This window comes from Haloferax sp. Atlit-6N (genome assembly GCF_003383195.1).
In the GTDB taxonomy this organism is placed as follows: domain Archaea; phylum Halobacteriota; class Halobacteria; order Halobacteriales; family Haloferacaceae; genus Haloferax; species Haloferax gibbonsii.
In genome coordinates this window covers 1,685,305-1,699,157 of the sequence record NZ_QEQJ01000001.1, presented here as the reverse complement: position 1 = coordinate 1,699,157, position 13,853 = coordinate 1,685,305, and the positions used below count along the sequence as shown (strand labels likewise).

Annotated in this window: 16 protein-coding genes; 5 read left to right on the top strand and 11 right to left on the bottom strand. The window is 69.7% G+C overall.

The annotated features are described in order from the left end of the window. The first annotated feature begins 31 nt into the window (after positions 1–31). Positions 32–757 (top strand): hypothetical protein, encoded by a 726-nt coding sequence (locus DEQ92_RS08840; RefSeq protein ID WP_115804343.1) that lies wholly within the window; start codon positions 32–34, stop codon positions 755–757. A gap of 43 nt (positions 758–800) precedes the next feature. Here DEQ92_RS08840 and hisB read toward each other — a convergent pair whose 3' ends face one another. After that, positions 801–1,394, bottom strand: a complete 594-nt coding sequence (gene hisB / locus DEQ92_RS08835; RefSeq protein WP_004974124.1) for an imidazoleglycerol-phosphate dehydratase HisB — start codon at positions 1,392–1,394, stop codon at positions 801–803. Positions 1,395–1,515: 121 nt separating this feature from the next. On the opposite strand from hisB, the gene DEQ92_RS24070 reads away from it, so the two are divergent. Beyond that, positions 1,516–1,674 carry a hypothetical protein gene (locus DEQ92_RS24070; protein ID WP_231608289.1) on the top strand — a complete coding sequence of 53 codons (159 nt, stop codon included), beginning with the start codon at positions 1,516–1,518 and terminating at the stop codon, positions 1,672–1,674. A gap of 45 nt (positions 1,675–1,719) precedes the next feature. After that, on the top strand, positions 1,720–1,908 hold the full coding sequence (locus DEQ92_RS08825) for a hypothetical protein (protein ID WP_115804344.1): 189 nt from the start codon (positions 1,720–1,722) through the stop codon (positions 1,906–1,908). 29 nt (positions 1,909–1,937) lie between these two features. On the opposite strand, the gene hisA is transcribed toward DEQ92_RS08825, so the two are convergent. Further along, complete coding sequence (gene hisA / locus DEQ92_RS08820; protein WP_008090905.1) at positions 1,938–2,654, bottom strand: 1-(5-phosphoribosyl)-5-[(5-phosphoribosylamino)methylideneamino]imidazole-4-carboxamide isomerase; 717 nt, start codon at positions 2,652–2,654, stop codon at positions 1,938–1,940. A gap of 174 nt (positions 2,655–2,828) precedes the next feature. On the opposite strand from hisA, the gene glmM reads away from it, so the two are divergent. Then, the gene (gene glmM, locus DEQ92_RS08815; protein WP_004974119.1) at positions 2,829–4,193 is read left to right on the top strand and encodes a phosphoglucosamine mutase; all 1,365 of its coding nucleotides are present in this window, start codon (positions 2,829–2,831) and stop codon (positions 4,191–4,193) included. Positions 4,194–4,238: 45 nt separating this feature from the next. On the opposite strand, the gene DEQ92_RS08810 is transcribed toward glmM, so the two are convergent. The 9 genes from DEQ92_RS08810 to DEQ92_RS08770 all read right to left on the bottom strand — a co-directional run bounded on the left by DEQ92_RS08810 (position 4,239) and on the right by DEQ92_RS08770 (position 13,000). Further along, positions 4,239–4,490: a hypothetical protein gene (locus DEQ92_RS08810; protein WP_004974117.1), complete on the bottom strand. Its 252-nt coding sequence runs from the start codon at positions 4,488–4,490 to the stop codon at positions 4,239–4,241. 99 nt (positions 4,491–4,589) lie between these two features. Continuing rightward, complete coding sequence (gene hisI, locus DEQ92_RS08805) at positions 4,590–4,958, bottom strand: phosphoribosyl-AMP cyclohydrolase (RefSeq protein WP_004974115.1); 369 nt, start codon at positions 4,956–4,958, stop codon at positions 4,590–4,592. A 78-nt stretch (positions 4,959–5,036) separates the two neighbouring features. Continuing rightward, positions 5,037–6,086, bottom strand: a complete 1,050-nt coding sequence (locus DEQ92_RS08800) for an A24 family peptidase (RefSeq protein WP_115804345.1) — start codon at positions 6,084–6,086, stop codon at positions 5,037–5,039. 73 nt (positions 6,087–6,159) lie between these two features. Continuing rightward, positions 6,160–7,101, bottom strand: a complete 942-nt coding sequence (locus DEQ92_RS08795) for a hypothetical protein (protein WP_115804346.1) — start codon at positions 7,099–7,101, stop codon at positions 6,160–6,162. 121 nt (positions 7,102–7,222) lie between these two features. After that, positions 7,223–7,612 (bottom strand): ferredoxin Fer, encoded by a 390-nt coding sequence (gene fer, locus DEQ92_RS08790; protein WP_004974109.1) that lies wholly within the window; start codon positions 7,610–7,612, stop codon positions 7,223–7,225. A gap of 140 nt (positions 7,613–7,752) precedes the next feature. Further along, on the bottom strand, positions 7,753–8,874 hold the full coding sequence (locus DEQ92_RS08785) for an inorganic phosphate transporter (RefSeq protein ID WP_193493500.1): 1,122 nt from the start codon (positions 8,872–8,874) through the stop codon (positions 7,753–7,755). 143 nt (positions 8,875–9,017) lie between these two features. Next, positions 9,018–10,310 carry an O-acetylhomoserine aminocarboxypropyltransferase/cysteine synthase family protein gene (locus DEQ92_RS08780; protein ID WP_004974105.1) on the bottom strand — a complete coding sequence of 431 codons (1,293 nt, stop codon included), beginning with the start codon at positions 10,308–10,310 and terminating at the stop codon, positions 9,018–9,020. A 126-nt stretch (positions 10,311–10,436) separates the two neighbouring features. After that, a complete protein-coding gene (gene metX, locus DEQ92_RS08775; RefSeq protein ID WP_004974103.1) occupies positions 10,437–11,684 on the bottom strand; it encodes a homoserine O-acetyltransferase in 1,248 nt (415 codons plus the stop codon). Beyond that, positions 11,681–13,000, bottom strand: coding sequence for an O-acetylhomoserine aminocarboxypropyltransferase/cysteine synthase family protein (locus DEQ92_RS08770; protein WP_004974102.1), 1,320 nt, complete (start codon positions 12,998–13,000; stop codon positions 11,681–11,683). Before DEQ92_RS08770 ends, metX begins: the two co-directional genes overlap by 4 nt. A gap of 170 nt (positions 13,001–13,170) precedes the next feature. Between DEQ92_RS08770 and DEQ92_RS08765 the strand changes: the two genes are divergently transcribed. Next, positions 13,171–13,824, top strand: a complete 654-nt coding sequence (locus DEQ92_RS08765; RefSeq protein ID WP_115804347.1) for a helix-turn-helix domain-containing protein — start codon at positions 13,171–13,173, stop codon at positions 13,822–13,824. The last annotated feature ends 29 nt before the right edge of the window (positions 13,825–13,853 follow it).

Sequence of the window (13,853 nt, the reverse complement as noted above, 5' to 3'; positions counted from 1 at the left end):
GTTTAACCGTCGGCGCGGATACCCGTCGTGCATGCGCGAGCTACGCACCTGTGATTTCTGTGGGACCGACGCCGTCGGCGTGTTCGAGGTACTGCCGCCGGAGTTGACGCCGGCCGACGACCAGCGCCGCGTCGTCCTCTGCGAACACTGCGAGGAGACGCTGAGCGAGGTCATCGCGCCGCTTCTCTCCCGACTCGGCGTCGACGCCGGCGTCGACGTACCCGACGACGCGCGGGCCGAGACGGGCGCGTCCGCGGCACCGGAGCGGACCGCGAGCGGGTCGGGCGGCGAGGCCGCCTCGGTCGACGTGAACGCGGTCGACCCCGCGCCGACGCCGCCGGAGCCGGCCGATCACGACTCGACCGACGAGGCCGACGACCACGGGGTCTCGGGAGACGACGCGGACGACGACGGCGACACCGAAACCGAGACCGAAACCGAGGAGTCCGACGGTGCCGCCCGGGAGACCGACGAGACCGCCGACGAAGCCGAAGCGACCGACGGGGAGGCCGAGTCGGACGCCGACGATGAGACTGAAACCAGCGGCGGGTCGCCCGACCGGAGCGAGGAGCCGCCGAAGTTCCGAAAGGTCATTCGCATCCTCCAGAACCGCGAGTTCCCCGTCGAGCGGGCGGAAGTCGAGGCGCTGGCGTCCGGCGCGTACGACCTCGAGGACGACGAGGTCGCCGATATCTTCGACTACGCGGTCGAACGCGGTCTGCTCGTCGACGACTCGGGGACGCTCCGGCGACCCTGAGAGTCGAGTGCGGGAGGTCGGGGAGAACGGGGCGGACTGGCGACTACAGTTTTCCTTTGGTACTCGGCGTGTCGGAGCGCCGCGGGTCCACGCGGGTCGCGTCGTCGAGCGAGCGCGCGAGCGCCTTGAACAGCGCCTCGACCTCGTGGTGGGCGTTGTCGCCCTCGACGCCCGCGTGGAGCGTGAGTCCGGCGTTCATCGACAGCGACATCGCGAAGTGTTCGGCCATGTGGCTGGTGAACTCGCCGACGTAGGGCTGTGAGAACTCCCCGGAGAACTCGAAGAAGGGGCGGCCCGACACGTCCACGACGACGGAGGCGACGGCCTCGTCGAGCGGGACCTTGCGGTCGGCGTAGCGGACGATGCCGCGCTTGTCGCCGAGCGCCTCGGTGAACGCCTCGCCGAGGACGATGGCCACGTCCTCGACGGTGTGGTGGTCGTCGATGTGGAGGTCGCCGTCGCACTGGACGGTCAGGTCGAACAGGCCGTGTTTGGCGAAGGCCTCCAGCATGTGGTCGAAGAACCCGATACCGGTGTCGACGACCGCGTCGCCGTCGCCGTCGATGGACAGCGTCACGTCGATGGTCGTCTCGGACGTCTCGCGGGAGACGGCCGCGCGTCGGTCGGCGTCGCTCATGTCGCGTTCGAAGCGGGCCGCGCATATAGGGATTCTCGTCGTGCGGAGGCGACCGCAGCCCGCCGCAGCGTCAGACGCGCGTCTGACGGACGTTCATGGTTTCGGACGTGTACCGTGGGGTATGCAGCGAAAGGGAGCGCTGGTGGTGGGCTACACCATCTGCGTCGGGGGACTCCTGCTCACCGCCCGGTCCGGGGTGGCTGTCGCGCTCGGCGTCGCACTGGTGACGCTCGCGGTCGGCGCGGCGGTACTCGGCGGAGGCGTCCTGAGTGGGCGATAACCGACCGATGCGACTGGAATCGAGTCGTCCGGAGGCGAGCGACTGATGCGGCGCGGAGCGACCGCCAGCCCGAAACGCGACGTGGTGACTGTCAGTATGCTCGTCCTCTCGGGGCCGTTCCTCGCGACCTCGCGTCCCGAGACCGCGATTATCGGCGCGCTGTTCGTCGCCGTCGGCGTCTACGGGACCGTCGAGAGCCTCGCCGCGGCCGTTATCGCGTATCTGGACGGATAGCGCCTCGGTGCGGCGCGTCTCGTCGGCGACTACGCCTCCATCGCCTCTTCGAGCGTGAACCGCCCCTCGTAGAGCGCGGTGCCGACGACGGTCGCCGCCGCGCCCGCCTCGCGGAGCGCGCGGACGTCGTCGAGCGAGGCGACGCCGCCGGAGGCGACGACGGGGATGTCGACCGCGTCGACGACCGCCGAGGTCGTCTCGAGGTGGACGCCTTCGAGCTGTCCCTCGACGTCCACGTCGGTGAAGAGGATGGCCGCCGCGCCGAGTTCCTCGTACCGGGCGGCCGCCTCGGCGGGGTCCAGGCCGGTTCCCTCGGTCCAGCCGGAGACGACGACCTCGCCGTCTTTCGCGTCGAGGCTGACCATCACGCCGTCGGGGTAGTCGTCGGCGAGTTCGGCGACGATGTCGGGGTTCTCGACGGCCGCGGTGCCGAGGATGACGCGGTCGACGCCGCGGTCCAGCAGGTCGCGGGCGTCGTCGGCGGTGCGGATGCCGCCGCCGAGTTGGAGCGGCACGTCGACCGCGTCGAGGACGGCGTCGACCGCCGGGGCGTTCTTCCGCTCGCCCTCGAACGCGCCGTCGAGGTCGACGAGGTGGAGCGTCTCCGCGCCGGCGTCGACCCAGCGGCGGGCGGCCTCGACCGGGTCGCCGTAGGTCTTCTCGGTGCCGCGTTCGCCCTGTACGAGCTGGACGACCTCGCCGTCTTGCATGTCGACCGCGGGGACGACTTCGAACTCCGGGAACATACGCCACCGTGGGCGAGCGACGTGCGTAAACGCACCGGATACGGCGACCGAGATACCGAATACGACGACCCGGGTGCGACACCCCGAAGTGGGCGACGCGAATCGGGCGACGAACGGACCGAGCGAGCCACCAGTTCGGAACGGCTTTGTCGCGCCGGGGTGCACACACACTCAATGAAACTCTTCGGTTCCAGCGGCACCCGCGGCGTGGTGGGTGAGAGCCTCACACCGGAGTTCGTCCTCCGCGTCGCCAAGGCCGCCGGCACGGTCTGGAACGCAGACCGGGTCGCCATCGCACGCGACACCCGAACGACGGGTGAGATGTTCGTCAACGCCGCCGAGTCCGGGCTGGCGAGCGTCGGCGTCGACGTGGACGACCTCGGCGTCGTCCCCACCCCCGCCGCGGTCCGGTACTGCGAGAACCAGGGCGTTCCGGGCGTCGTCATCACGGCCTCGCACAACCCCCCGGAGTTCAACGGCGTCAAACTCGTCGGCGACGACGGCGTCGAACTCGCCGTCGAGGAGTTAGAGCGCATCGAAGACCACATCCTCGCCGAGGAGTTCGACGTGGCCGAGTGGGACGCCGTCGGGAAGACCCGGCGCGTCGAGACGGCGAACGACGACTACCGCGAGGACCTCCTCGCCAGCGTCGACCGCGAGAAAATCGCCGACGCGAACCTCACGGTCGCGCTCGACCCCGGCCACGGCGCCGGGTCGCTCGTCACGCCCGACTTCCTCCGCGAACTCGGCTGCGAGGTCCGCACCGTCAACGCCCAGCCAGACGGCCACTTCCCCGGCCGCCAGTCCGAGCCGGTCCCCGAGAACCTCAGCGACCTCGAACGACTCGTCCGCGCGACCGACGCCGACGTGGGAATCGCCCACGACGGCGACGCCGACCGGGCCGTCTTCGTGAACGAGCGCGGCGAGTGCATCTCCGGCGAGGCGTCGCTGGCCGCCCTCGCGGCCGCCGCCCTCGAACCGGGCGACGCGACCGTCTCCGCGGTGAACGTCTCCCAGCGCCTCGTCGACGTCTGCGAGGAGGTCGGAGCCGACCTCGAACTCACGCCCATCGGCGCGACGAACCTCATCACCCGCATCCGCGAACTCTGGCGCGAGGGTCGGAACGTCCCCATCGCGGGCGAGGGTAACGGGGGAGTGTTCTACCCCAACTACCGCCTCGTCCGCGACGGCGCGTACATCGCGGCGAAGTTCCTCGAACTCGTCGCCGAGCGCCCGCCGAGCGAACTCGTCGCGCCCTACGAGGACTACTACAACGTCCGCATCAACCTCGAATACGACGAGGAAGCCGAGTTGACGGCGATGCTCAACGCCGCCGCCGACTACGCGGAATCCGCCGACGCGACGCCGAACACGACCGACGGCTACCGCCTCGACTACGGCGACGCGTGGGTGCTCGTCCGCCCCTCGGGAACCGAGCCGAAAGTCCGCGTCTACGCCGAGGGTCGCTCCGAGGAACGCGCGACCGAACTCGCCGAGGACGCCGCCGACGCGCTTCGAACCGCGGTCGCGACGCTGTAACTCGGCGATAGCACCGGGGAGAAGGAGTCTCTTTTCGCGCGCCGCTCACAGGCTAATCGCCGCGAACAGGAGCGCCAGCGCGCCGAACACCAACAGCATGAAGCCGCGTTCGAGGTCGTCGCCGCCGAGTTCGTCGTCCGGCGGGTCCTCGCGGGTCGGGTCGAGGACGAACTCCGGGTCGTCGGAGCGGGCGACCCGACGGGCGGCCGCGGCGCTCTTGAGCAGCCGGCCGCCGAGGGCGAAACAGCCCAGCCCCACGACGATGGCGACCACGGAAACCGGATTGACGTTCAGCATCGGCCGGCGACCGCGGTCATCGGTCGGTCGACCCGTCGGTCGCGGTCGTGGCGACGGTCGGCGGAGCGGTCGCGCCCGTCATCGCTCGGCTCGCATCGGTCACTCGTCGTCGTAGACCGCGTCGGGGTCGAAGACGCGCTCGCCGACGTTCTCGCCCTCGACGGTGCGGTAGAAACACGACCGGTGGCCGGTGTGGCACGCGCCGACGTTCTGGTCGACGAGGTACAGCAGGGTGTCGGCGTCGCAGTCGACGCGGACCTCCCGAATCTCCTGTGTGTGGCCGCTCGAAGCCCCTTTCTCCCAGAGTTCGTCGCGGCTCCGCGAGTAGTAGTGCGCCCGGCCCGTCTCGACGGTTCGGTCGAGCGCCTCGGGCGAGACGTACGCCAGCATGAGCACCTCTCCGGAGTCGGCGTCCTGCGCCACGGCGGGGACGAGGCCGTCCTCGCCGAAGTCGACATCGACGGTCATGATTCGGGTCACGCGGTGGCCGGGGTTATCTCTTGTGCGTCGCCGCGTGGAAACGACGCCCGACTCTCCCCCGCGTGCTCAGACGATACCGAGCGCGCCGAGGACGCCGAAGAGGATGTCGCCGTAGACGAACGCAACGACGAGACCGACGAACATGGGAACGAGAAACGGGATGCCCGGCGAAATCCACACCGACTCGCGAGTCGTCACGAGTTCCAGTCCGCCGCGGAGTTTCTCGGGCGAGGTGCCGTAGGCGGTGCCCTCGATGCTGTCGAGGAAGCGGGCCGCGCCCCACGGGTCGTCGAACGACGCGTCCGGGTCGGCTGCGGCGGTGTCGCCTCCAGCGCCGGCGTCCGTATCGCCGTCTACCGCATCCTCGTCGTCGAGGTCGGGCGACGTGCCGCCGTCGGTTGCCGCGCGGTGGACCGCGCCGTCCGTCGGGTCGAACGTCTCGCCGATGCTGTCGGGGTCGCGGAGGGCGTCCGGGTCCGAACGCAGGTCCGCGAGCGTGAGGCCGCGCCAGCGGAGGTACATCCGGAGCGCGTCGAGGTCCAGTCCGTTCCGCGTGATTCCCTCGGGCGACTCGAACAGGCGGCCGTGGGCCGCCGAGAGCGACCCCACGGAGACGCGGCGGCCGACGAACGAGATGGGGAACTCGAATTCGCCGTCGGCGAGGTTCCTGGCGGCGAGGAACAGCGGGTAGGCGAGGCCGACGATGACCGTGTTCGTGAGAATCGTCATCGAGAAGACGCCGAGGCGGGTGGCGGCGAGCGGAAACTCCGTCCCGGCGACGACGTAACTGGGGAACGTCGGGAGCAGGACGGCGAACACCATGAGCGCCTTCGCGTCCGCGCCGCCGAAGCCGCCGAGCCGCCAGAACAGGTACGAAAGCGGGACGACGAAACAGACGCTCACGCCGACGCGAATCAGGTACAGCCGGTCGAGCACCGTCTCCGGCGGCAGGTGGCCGAGGAGTTCCCACGCGAGCAGGACGAGCCCCAGCGCCGCGAGCGGATACCAGACGACGTTGGGGACGCGCCGCGTGCGGACGTCGCGTACCGCGGTCCACGCGAGGACGGGGAGCACCACCAACCGCAGGAGGTCGGGGAGCGTTCCGATACCGAACATACCCGCAGACTGGGGGCAGGGGAGTTAGGTGTTCGGGACGGGTATCAATCCTGAAACCGACCCCGGCGGCGGGTCAGAACAACGCGAGTTCGACGAAGCCGACGAGCCGAATCGAAAGCGAGAACAGTGCCATCGCGGCCGCGGGAACCCACGCCGACTTCGAGCGGCCGAAGCCGAGGGCGGCCACGCCGAACGCGAGCGCCCACAGGGCGTGTTCGACGCTGCCGGGAACGTCGGCGAAGACGGTTCCGAGCGCGGCCACGGCGAGCAGTCCGAAGGCGAACGCGGGAGCGAGCGTCGGGCGCGAGAGGGGTCGAATCGACCGCTCGACCGCGCTTCGATACGTCACGCCGACCGCGACACAGCCGCAGACGGCGGCGACGAGGAGAAGTGAGACGACGCCGACCCGCCAGGGTTTCGGGAAGACGACGAGCGTGAAGGCGGCGTCGCGGAGCACCGAACGAAAGAACGTCGCGAGCGCGGCCGTCGCAGCGACGGCGCGCGCGGACGAGAGTCCGACCCGCGACGAGACGAGGTCGAACACCGCCGCGACGAGAATCCCGAACCCGAGGCCGGCGAGTGCCGCGTCTTCGGCGGTCCGAACCGCCGCCGTCGCGACCGACGCTTCCGGGTGGTACGTCCACCCGAGGAGCGCGGCGAGCGAGGCGTCGAACCCGGCCGCGAAGAGAACGCTCGTCGCGACGACGGCGAGCGCGGGAGCGAGAACCGTCGCCGCCGCGTCGGCGAGTCGGGAGCGCCCGGGAAGCCCGAACGAGAGCGAGACGCCGCGATGGCGCGCGTAGACCAGCGTCGGAACCGCGAGGCCGGCGACGTTCGGCGACGCGAGCGTGCCGACTATCGGGACGCCGCGGAGCCTGAGCGCGACCCAGTAGCTGGCCGCGCTCGCCACCGTGAGACAGGCGAGAAAGAGCCCGAGTCGACCGAGTTCGGTCGCTTCGCTCGGGAGCGAATCGTCGGGGCGGAGTTCGCGGACGACGGTCGTGACTCTCGACACGGGTGGAGCGACCGGTCGGCGGGACAAATCGCTGTCGGCCTCTCGGCTCGGACGGGGGCGGAAACGGCGTACCCGTCGGTCACGGGTGCGACGCGTCGAAAGAAATGTTCGGGATAGCGCCTTAGATGACGCGGTTCTGCAGGTAGTCGAGGTGCTTCGCGTTGTAGACGATCTTGACCTCGTCCTCGACCGGCGAACCGATGCAGGTGAGACGGACGTTCTTGTCGTTGACCTCCTCGTCGGAGAGAATCTGCTGCATGTCCATCTCGATTTCGCCCTCCTTCAGGATGGACGCACAGTTCGCACAGGCACCTGCGCGGCAGCTGAAGGGCCAGTCGTAGCCCTGGGCCTCGGCGGCTTCCAGGATGTACTCGCCCTGGTTGACTTCCATCTCACCGTAGTCTTCGGCGTCGAGACCGGCGTCCGCGGCCTGCTCGAAGAGGTCGTCGTCGTCGAGGTCCCAGCCGTTGTCGTCGAGAACTTCGTAGTTGAGGTAGGTTACCGTGGGCATCGACAGAGGATTCGAAGGCCACCCCATTAGACTTTGCTGTTCCGTGCGCCGAATTCGACCCGCGCCGCGGCGGCGGCCGCCCGTTTGTTACATTGTTGACCGTGATAGTTCCGGATTGACGGACGCGGCGATTGAACGCTTCAGATAACGCCAGCGGAGAACAGCGCGTACGACGCGAGGGCCGAAAGCGAGGGCGTGAGCATCCAGAAGAAGATGACTCGCCCGGTCGTGCCGGGGTCGAACAGGTCCTGCGCGGAGAGTTCGTCGGGCGCTTCCTCGCCCATCTTCGGCACCTCGTCCTCGCGCTCGACGGTGAGTGCGTTGACCGATACCTGCGGGGCCTCGCCGCCGCTCAGGGCCTCGCCGAGAGTGACGGTTCGGGTCGCCCGTCCCCAGCCGAGGCCGACGATGCACATCGTCGCGCTCACGGCGAGGCTGGCGGGGATACCGATGGCCGACAGGAAGGAGATGAGCGACGCGCTCACCGTCTCGACGATGAGCGCCGCGAGGATGGGCAACTGCGTGAGGTCGTTGCCGACGGTGTCGAGCGTCCGACGGGCGATGGTGAACGCGCCGAGACCGATGGCGCCGCCGGCGACGAGGATGCCCGTGTTCATCTCGAGCGCGCCGTTGCCGACGAGCGGGGCGACCGCGTTGGCGACGTTCGACGCGCCCGCGGAGAACGCCATGTAACAGGCGACGACGACGACGAGGACGGTGCTTCCGAACTCGCGGTACGTCGTGTTCGGCCCGAGTCGCGGTCGCGGAACGCCGCCGTCGCGGTCGAGCCTGACGAGGGCACCGGGGCTCTGGTCGAGTTTGAGCCACGCGTCGAGATACGGGTAGATGTACCGCCCGATGACCGCGCAGATCCAGAAGGCGATGACGGGCGCGACGATCCACCACGAGATGATTTCGAGCATCACGCCGGAGTCGAGCGACCCGTTGGCGAGGCCGAGGCCCGCGATGGCCCCGACCGCCGTCATCGACGTGGAGGCGGGGACGCCGAAGGTGTTAGAGACCAACAGCGCGAGGCCGACGAAAAAGAGGACGGCGACGCTCGCCGCGAGGGTGAACTCGCTTTGCGGGACGATTTCGCCGCCCATCTTGGCGACGACCTCCCTCCCGAGCGTCCACCCGCCGAGGAGCGCGAACCCCGTCATCAGGGCCGCTGCGGCGAGTTTGCCGAGCACACCGCTCCCGACCGCGGGACCGAAGGCGACCCCCGTGGACGAGCCGCCGATGTTGAACCCGACGAACACTGCCACCAGGAGACCGACGAAGAGGAGTGCTTCTACCACGGAGGTACCTACTGGCGCGGGAATAAAAGGAACGGCGGTCGGTGGTCGGCCAGTCCGCCGACGCGGCGGCCGGAAACGACTCGCCCGAGGGGAGCGCCCTCAGTTCAGTTCGACGCGGCGCGAATCGCCTGGTCGAGGTCGTCGATGATGTCGTCGACGTCCTCGATGCCGACCGACAGGCGGACCATGTCGGGCGTGACGCCCGCGGCGGCCTGTTCGTCTTCCGTGAGCTGCTGGTGGGTGGTGGACGACGGGTGGATGACGAGCGTCTTCGCGTCGCCGACGTTGGCAAGGAGCGACGCGAGTTCGACGTTGTTGACGGTGCCCTTGGCCGCCTCGTAGCCGTCGGTGAGGCCGAAGGTAATCATGCCGCCGTAGCCGCCGTCGAGGTACTTCGAGGCCTCCTCGTGGGTCTCGTGGGATTCGAGGCCGGGGTAGTTCACCCACGACACCTTCTCGTGGTCGTCGAGGAACTCCGCGACAGCCTGCGCGTTCTCGCAGTGCGCGCGCATCCGAAGCGGGAGCGATTCGAGCTTTTCGAGCGTCTGCCACGCGTCGAACGGCGACTGGGAGTTGCCGAGGTCGCGCAGGCCGCGGGCGATACCGGCGTAGGTGAAGCCGGCGGGGCCGAACGTCTCGTCGAAGTTGACGCCGTGGTACGCCGGGTTCGGCTTCGCGATTTCGGGGTAGTCGTCGGCGTACTCGTCCCACGGGAAGGTGCCGCCGTCGATGAGGATGCCGCCGATGGTCGTTCCGGCCCCGTGAATCCACTTCGTCGTGGACTGCCAGACGAGGTCCGCGCCGTGCTCGATGGGGTTACAGAGGTACGGCGTGGCGAACGTGTTGTCCACGAACAGCGGCGTCCCGTGGTCGTGGGCGACCTCGGCGATGGCCTCGATGTCCGGCGTCACGAGCGCCGGGTTGCCGATGGTCTCGAGGTGGACGAACGCGGTGTCGTCGTCGATGGCTTCCTCGTAGGCGTCAACGTCGAGCGTGTCCACGAACCGGGTCGTGACGCCGCGGCGCTCGACGGTGTGGGTGAGGTAGGTGTAGGTCCCGCCGTACAGCGACGACGCGGAGACGATGTTGTCGCCGGCAGAGGCGAGCAGGAAGGTCGCGAGGTCGAACGCGGCCATCCCGGACGAGGTCGCGACCGCGCCCACGCCGCCTTCGAGCGACGCGAGGCGCTCCTGCAGCATCCCGACGGTCGGGTTCATCAGCCGCGAGTAGATGTGTCCCGGCTTTTCGAGGGCGAACTGCGCGGCGGCGTCGGCGGCGTCCTCGAAGACGTACGAGGTGGTCTGGTACAGCGGCGGGGCGCGCGCGCCCGTCGCGGAATCGGGGCTCTGTCCGGCGTGGAGACTCCGAGTGTGGAAGCCCGGACTGTCGTCGCTCATACCCGAACGTCGAATCGAACGGGGGTAAAGCGGGGTGTCGGTCGCAATTCCCGCCGGCTTCTGCGACGCGGGACCGACGCGAAAGAGGAAGACTGCCGGGCAGCAGGCGGGACGACGGCCGGACCGTCAGCGCGAGAACAAAGAGGAGTGAACCGGTGCGAAGTCCTTCTCCTCGTCGGGTTCGCCGCCGTCGGTCGCGGTGTCGGTCACGGCGCGGCCCGCGACGCCCTCGTCGACGAAGTCGCCGAGCGGCGGCCCGACCTTCTCGGGTTCGACGAGGAAGGCGTCGTGGCCGTGGTCGGACTCGACGACGTGGTGGGCGACCGGCGCGTCGACGCGGCGGAACGCGCCCGCCAGCGACTCCGACTGCTCGGTCGTGAAGTGCCAGTCGCCGGTGAAGGAGACGAGGAGCGACTCGCCCTCGAAGGCGGCGAGGGCGGCCGCGTCGGACTCGTAACCCTCCGAGAGGTCGAAGTCGTCCATGGCGCGCGTGAGGTACAGGTACGAGTTGGCGTCGAAGCGCTCGGCGAACTTCTCGGCCTGGTAGTCGAGGTAGGACTCGACCTCGCGGTACGGGAAGAACGCGGCCGCGGGGTCCGACGGGAAGGCGTCGCCGCGGTCGCCGCGGCCCGCGGAGCGCCGGCCGAACTTGCGCTCCATCGAGTCCTTCGAGAGGTACATCAGGTGGCCGAGTTGGCGGGCGAGTCCGAGGCCCGCGTCGGGCGAGGCGCGGTCCTCGCCGTAGTAGTCGCCGCCGTTCCAGTTCGGGTCCGAGGTGATGGCGCGGCGGGCGACGGCGTCGATGCCGAGGCACTGCGAATCGAGGCGGGCCGCCGAGGCGACGACGGCGAGGCGCTCCACGTCGTCGGGGAACTGCACGGCCCAGTCGAGGGCGTTCATGCCGCCGACGGAGCCGCCGACGACGGCGTGGAGGCGGCCGACGCCGAGGTGGTCGAGCAGGCGGCGCTGGGCGCGGGTCCAGTCGTGGACGGTGACCGGCGGGAAGTCCGTGCCCCACGGCTCGCCGTCGGGACCCTCGCTCGCCGGACCGCTCGTGCCGTAACACGACCCCGGGACGTTCACGCAGATGACGTAGTAGTCGTTGGTGTCGAGCGCCTTGCCCGGTCCGACGATGTCGCCCCACCACGCGCGGGCCTGCCCGGAGACGCCCGACTCGGTGCCGTGGCCGGCGACGTGCTGGCTCCCGGTGAGACCGTGACAGACGAGGACCGCGTTCTGCCCGTCGAACTCGCCGTAGGCCTCGTAGGCGACCTGCAGGTCGGGCAGTATCTCGCCCGACTCGAACTCGTGTTCGCCGATGTCGACCACGTCGGATTCGACCCGGCGACCGGGCGTGGTTCGCGTGCGGCTCATGGCTCCTCCGACCCCCCGTCGGCCTGCTGACGCAGGGCGTGTTCGATTGCCTGGTCGAGGTCGGCGATGATGTCGGCGGCGTCCTCGATGCCGACCGACAGTCGGAGCATGTCGGGCGCGACGCCCGCGGCGCGCTGTTCGTCCATCGAGAGCTGGGCGTGCGTGGTCGACGCGGGGTGGATGAGAAGCGTCTTCGCGTCGCCGATGTTGGCGAGGAAGCTCACGAGGTCGACCGACTCGCAGACGGTCTTGGCGGCTCCGTAGGCCGCCTCGTCGTCCGCGCCGTCGAGGCCGAAGGTGACCATGCCGGCGTAGCCGCCCTGCAGGTACTCCGAGGCGAGGTCGTGGGTCTCGTGGTCCTCGAAGCCGGGGTAGGTGACCCACGCGACGCCGTCGCGGTCGCGGAGGAACTCGGCGACCTGCCGGGCGTTCTCGCAGTGGGCGCGCATCCGGAGCGCGAGCGTCTCGACGCCCTGAAGCGTCTGCCAGGCGTCGAACGGCGACTGGCAACTACCGGTGCTCCGGACGGCGCGCTGGCGGACGGCCTCGGCGAAGGCGCGCTCGCCGAACCGCTCGACGAAATCGACGCCGAAGGCGGGGTTCTCGCCGGAGAGCTCGTCGTAGTCGGCCGCGTCCCACGGGAAGGTGCCGCCGTCGACGACGACGCCGCCGACGGTCGTGCCGGAGCCGTGGAGCCACTTCGTCGTCGACTCCCAGACGATGTCCGCGCCGTGTTCGATGGGGCGACAGAGCGCGGGCGTGGCGAACGTGTTGTCAACGACGAGCGGGACGCGGTTCTCGTGGGCGACCTCGGCGATGGCCTCGAAGTCCGGCGTCTTCAGCGAGGGGTTCGCCACCGTCTCGACGTGGACGAAGGCGGTGTCCTCGTCGATGGCGTCCTCGTAGGCGTCCACGTCGAGCGTCTCGACGGTCCGAGATTCGACGCCGCGCCTGACGGCGGTCTTCGAGAAGTACGAGGCCGTGCCGCCGTACATGTCCTCCGAGAGGACGACGTTGTCGCCGACCGACGCGAGGACGGTCGTGAGCGCGTCGAGCGCGCCCATCCCGGAGGCGGTGGCGACCGCGTCGACGCCCGATTCGAGGGCGGCGAGGCGGCGTTCGAGGATGCGGGTCGTCGGGTTGGAGATGCGGGAGTAGACGTCGCCGTCGGCTTCGAGGGCGTACAGGTCCGCGGCGTGGTCCGCGTCGTCGAAGACGTACGACGTGGTCTGATAGAGCGGCGGGGCGCGGGCCCCTGTCGCCGGGTCCGGGTCCTGTCCGGCGTGGAGGCCGAGCGTGCGGAAGCCTCGATTCATGTATGAGGTGCATAATCTTCGACAGAGGAATAACCGTCAGTTACGGCAAGCGTTGCCCGTGGTTGCGGTCGGGGAGCGGCGGCCGGTCCGGAGGAGAGCGCGGGGAAACGGGACAGTCCGCGTCGGAGAGTAACTTGCATACCTCGGCGGCGCGAGGGAGGATGTAACGCATGAAGTGTCTCCGGGCCCACTTCGACGCCGACGAGAACCCGTTCGGGAGCCCGTACGACGTGTTCGCGGTCGACGGCCGACACCCGCGCGGGGAGCTTCGCGACCTGCGGCTCCGGCCCGACGGAACCGTGGTCGAACTCTGCGTCCTCGAAGACGCGCCGCCGGACATCGAGGCGCGGCTGGCCGACCACCCCGATATCGTCGATTTCGACGCGGGCGAGACGGCCGACGGCGGCGTCGTCTGCCACGTTCATCTCGTCCCCGACGACGACGTGCGCCGCCTCCTCGAACTCGTGGACGAACACGACCTGCTTCTCGACACGCCGATTCGGCTCACCCGCGAGGGCGTCGTCGTCAACGTCCTCGGGAGCCACGCGCAGCTCTCGGGCGCGGTCGCGTCGCTGCCCGACTCGCTCACCGACGCGTTCTGCGTGGACGGCCTCTCGGACTACGAACCGGTCCGCGGCGGCGTCCGCGCGGACCTCACCACCCGCCAGCGCGAAGTCCTCGACGCCGCCGTCGAGCGCGGCTACTACGACATCCCGCGTCGGGTGTCGGTCGAGGAACTCGCCGCCGAACTCGGCTGCTCGCAGAGCACCGTCTCGGAACACCTCCGGAAGGTCGAATCGCGCGTGATGAACCGGCTCGGGTGACGGCCGCCGGCGTCGCGTCGCCGACTTGG

Excerpts from the sequence above, each read along its gene's own strand:
- DEQ92_RS08840 (WP_115804343.1), top strand. The coding sequence starts at position 32 with ATGCGCGAGCTACGCACCTGTGATTTCTGTGGGACCGACGCCGTCGGC.
- hisB (WP_004974124.1), bottom strand. The coding sequence starts at position 1,394 with ATGAGCGACGCCGACCGACGCGCGGCCGTCTCCCGCGAGACGTCCGAG.
- DEQ92_RS24070 (WP_231608289.1), top strand. The coding sequence starts at position 1,516 with ATGCAGCGAAAGGGAGCGCTGGTGGTGGGCTACACCATCTGCGTCGGG.
- DEQ92_RS08825 (WP_115804344.1), top strand. The coding sequence starts at position 1,720 with ATGCGGCGCGGAGCGACCGCCAGCCCGAAACGCGACGTGGTGACTGTC.
- hisA (WP_008090905.1), bottom strand. The coding sequence starts at position 2,654 with ATGTTCCCGGAGTTCGAAGTCGTCCCCGCGGTCGACATGCAAGACGGC.
- glmM (WP_004974119.1), top strand. The coding sequence starts at position 2,829 with ATGAAACTCTTCGGTTCCAGCGGCACCCGCGGCGTGGTGGGTGAGAGC.
- DEQ92_RS08810 (WP_004974117.1), bottom strand. The coding sequence starts at position 4,490 with ATGCTGAACGTCAATCCGGTTTCCGTGGTCGCCATCGTCGTGGGGCTG.
- hisI (WP_004974115.1), bottom strand. The coding sequence starts at position 4,958 with ATGACCGTCGATGTCGACTTCGGCGAGGACGGCCTCGTCCCCGCCGTG.
- DEQ92_RS08800 (WP_115804345.1), bottom strand. The coding sequence starts at position 6,086 with ATGTTCGGTATCGGAACGCTCCCCGACCTCCTGCGGTTGGTGGTGCTC.
- fer (WP_004974109.1), bottom strand. The coding sequence starts at position 7,612 with ATGCCCACGGTAACCTACCTCAACTACGAAGTTCTCGACGACAACGGC.
- DEQ92_RS08780 (WP_004974105.1), bottom strand. The coding sequence starts at position 10,310 with ATGAGCGACGACAGTCCGGGCTTCCACACTCGGAGTCTCCACGCCGGA.
- metX (WP_004974103.1), bottom strand. The coding sequence starts at position 11,684 with ATGAGCCGCACGCGAACCACGCCCGGTCGCCGGGTCGAATCCGACGTG.
- DEQ92_RS08770 (WP_004974102.1), bottom strand. The coding sequence starts at position 13,000 with ATGAATCGAGGCTTCCGCACGCTCGGCCTCCACGCCGGACAGGACCCG.
- DEQ92_RS08765 (WP_115804347.1), top strand. The coding sequence starts at position 13,171 with ATGAAGTGTCTCCGGGCCCACTTCGACGCCGACGAGAACCCGTTCGGG.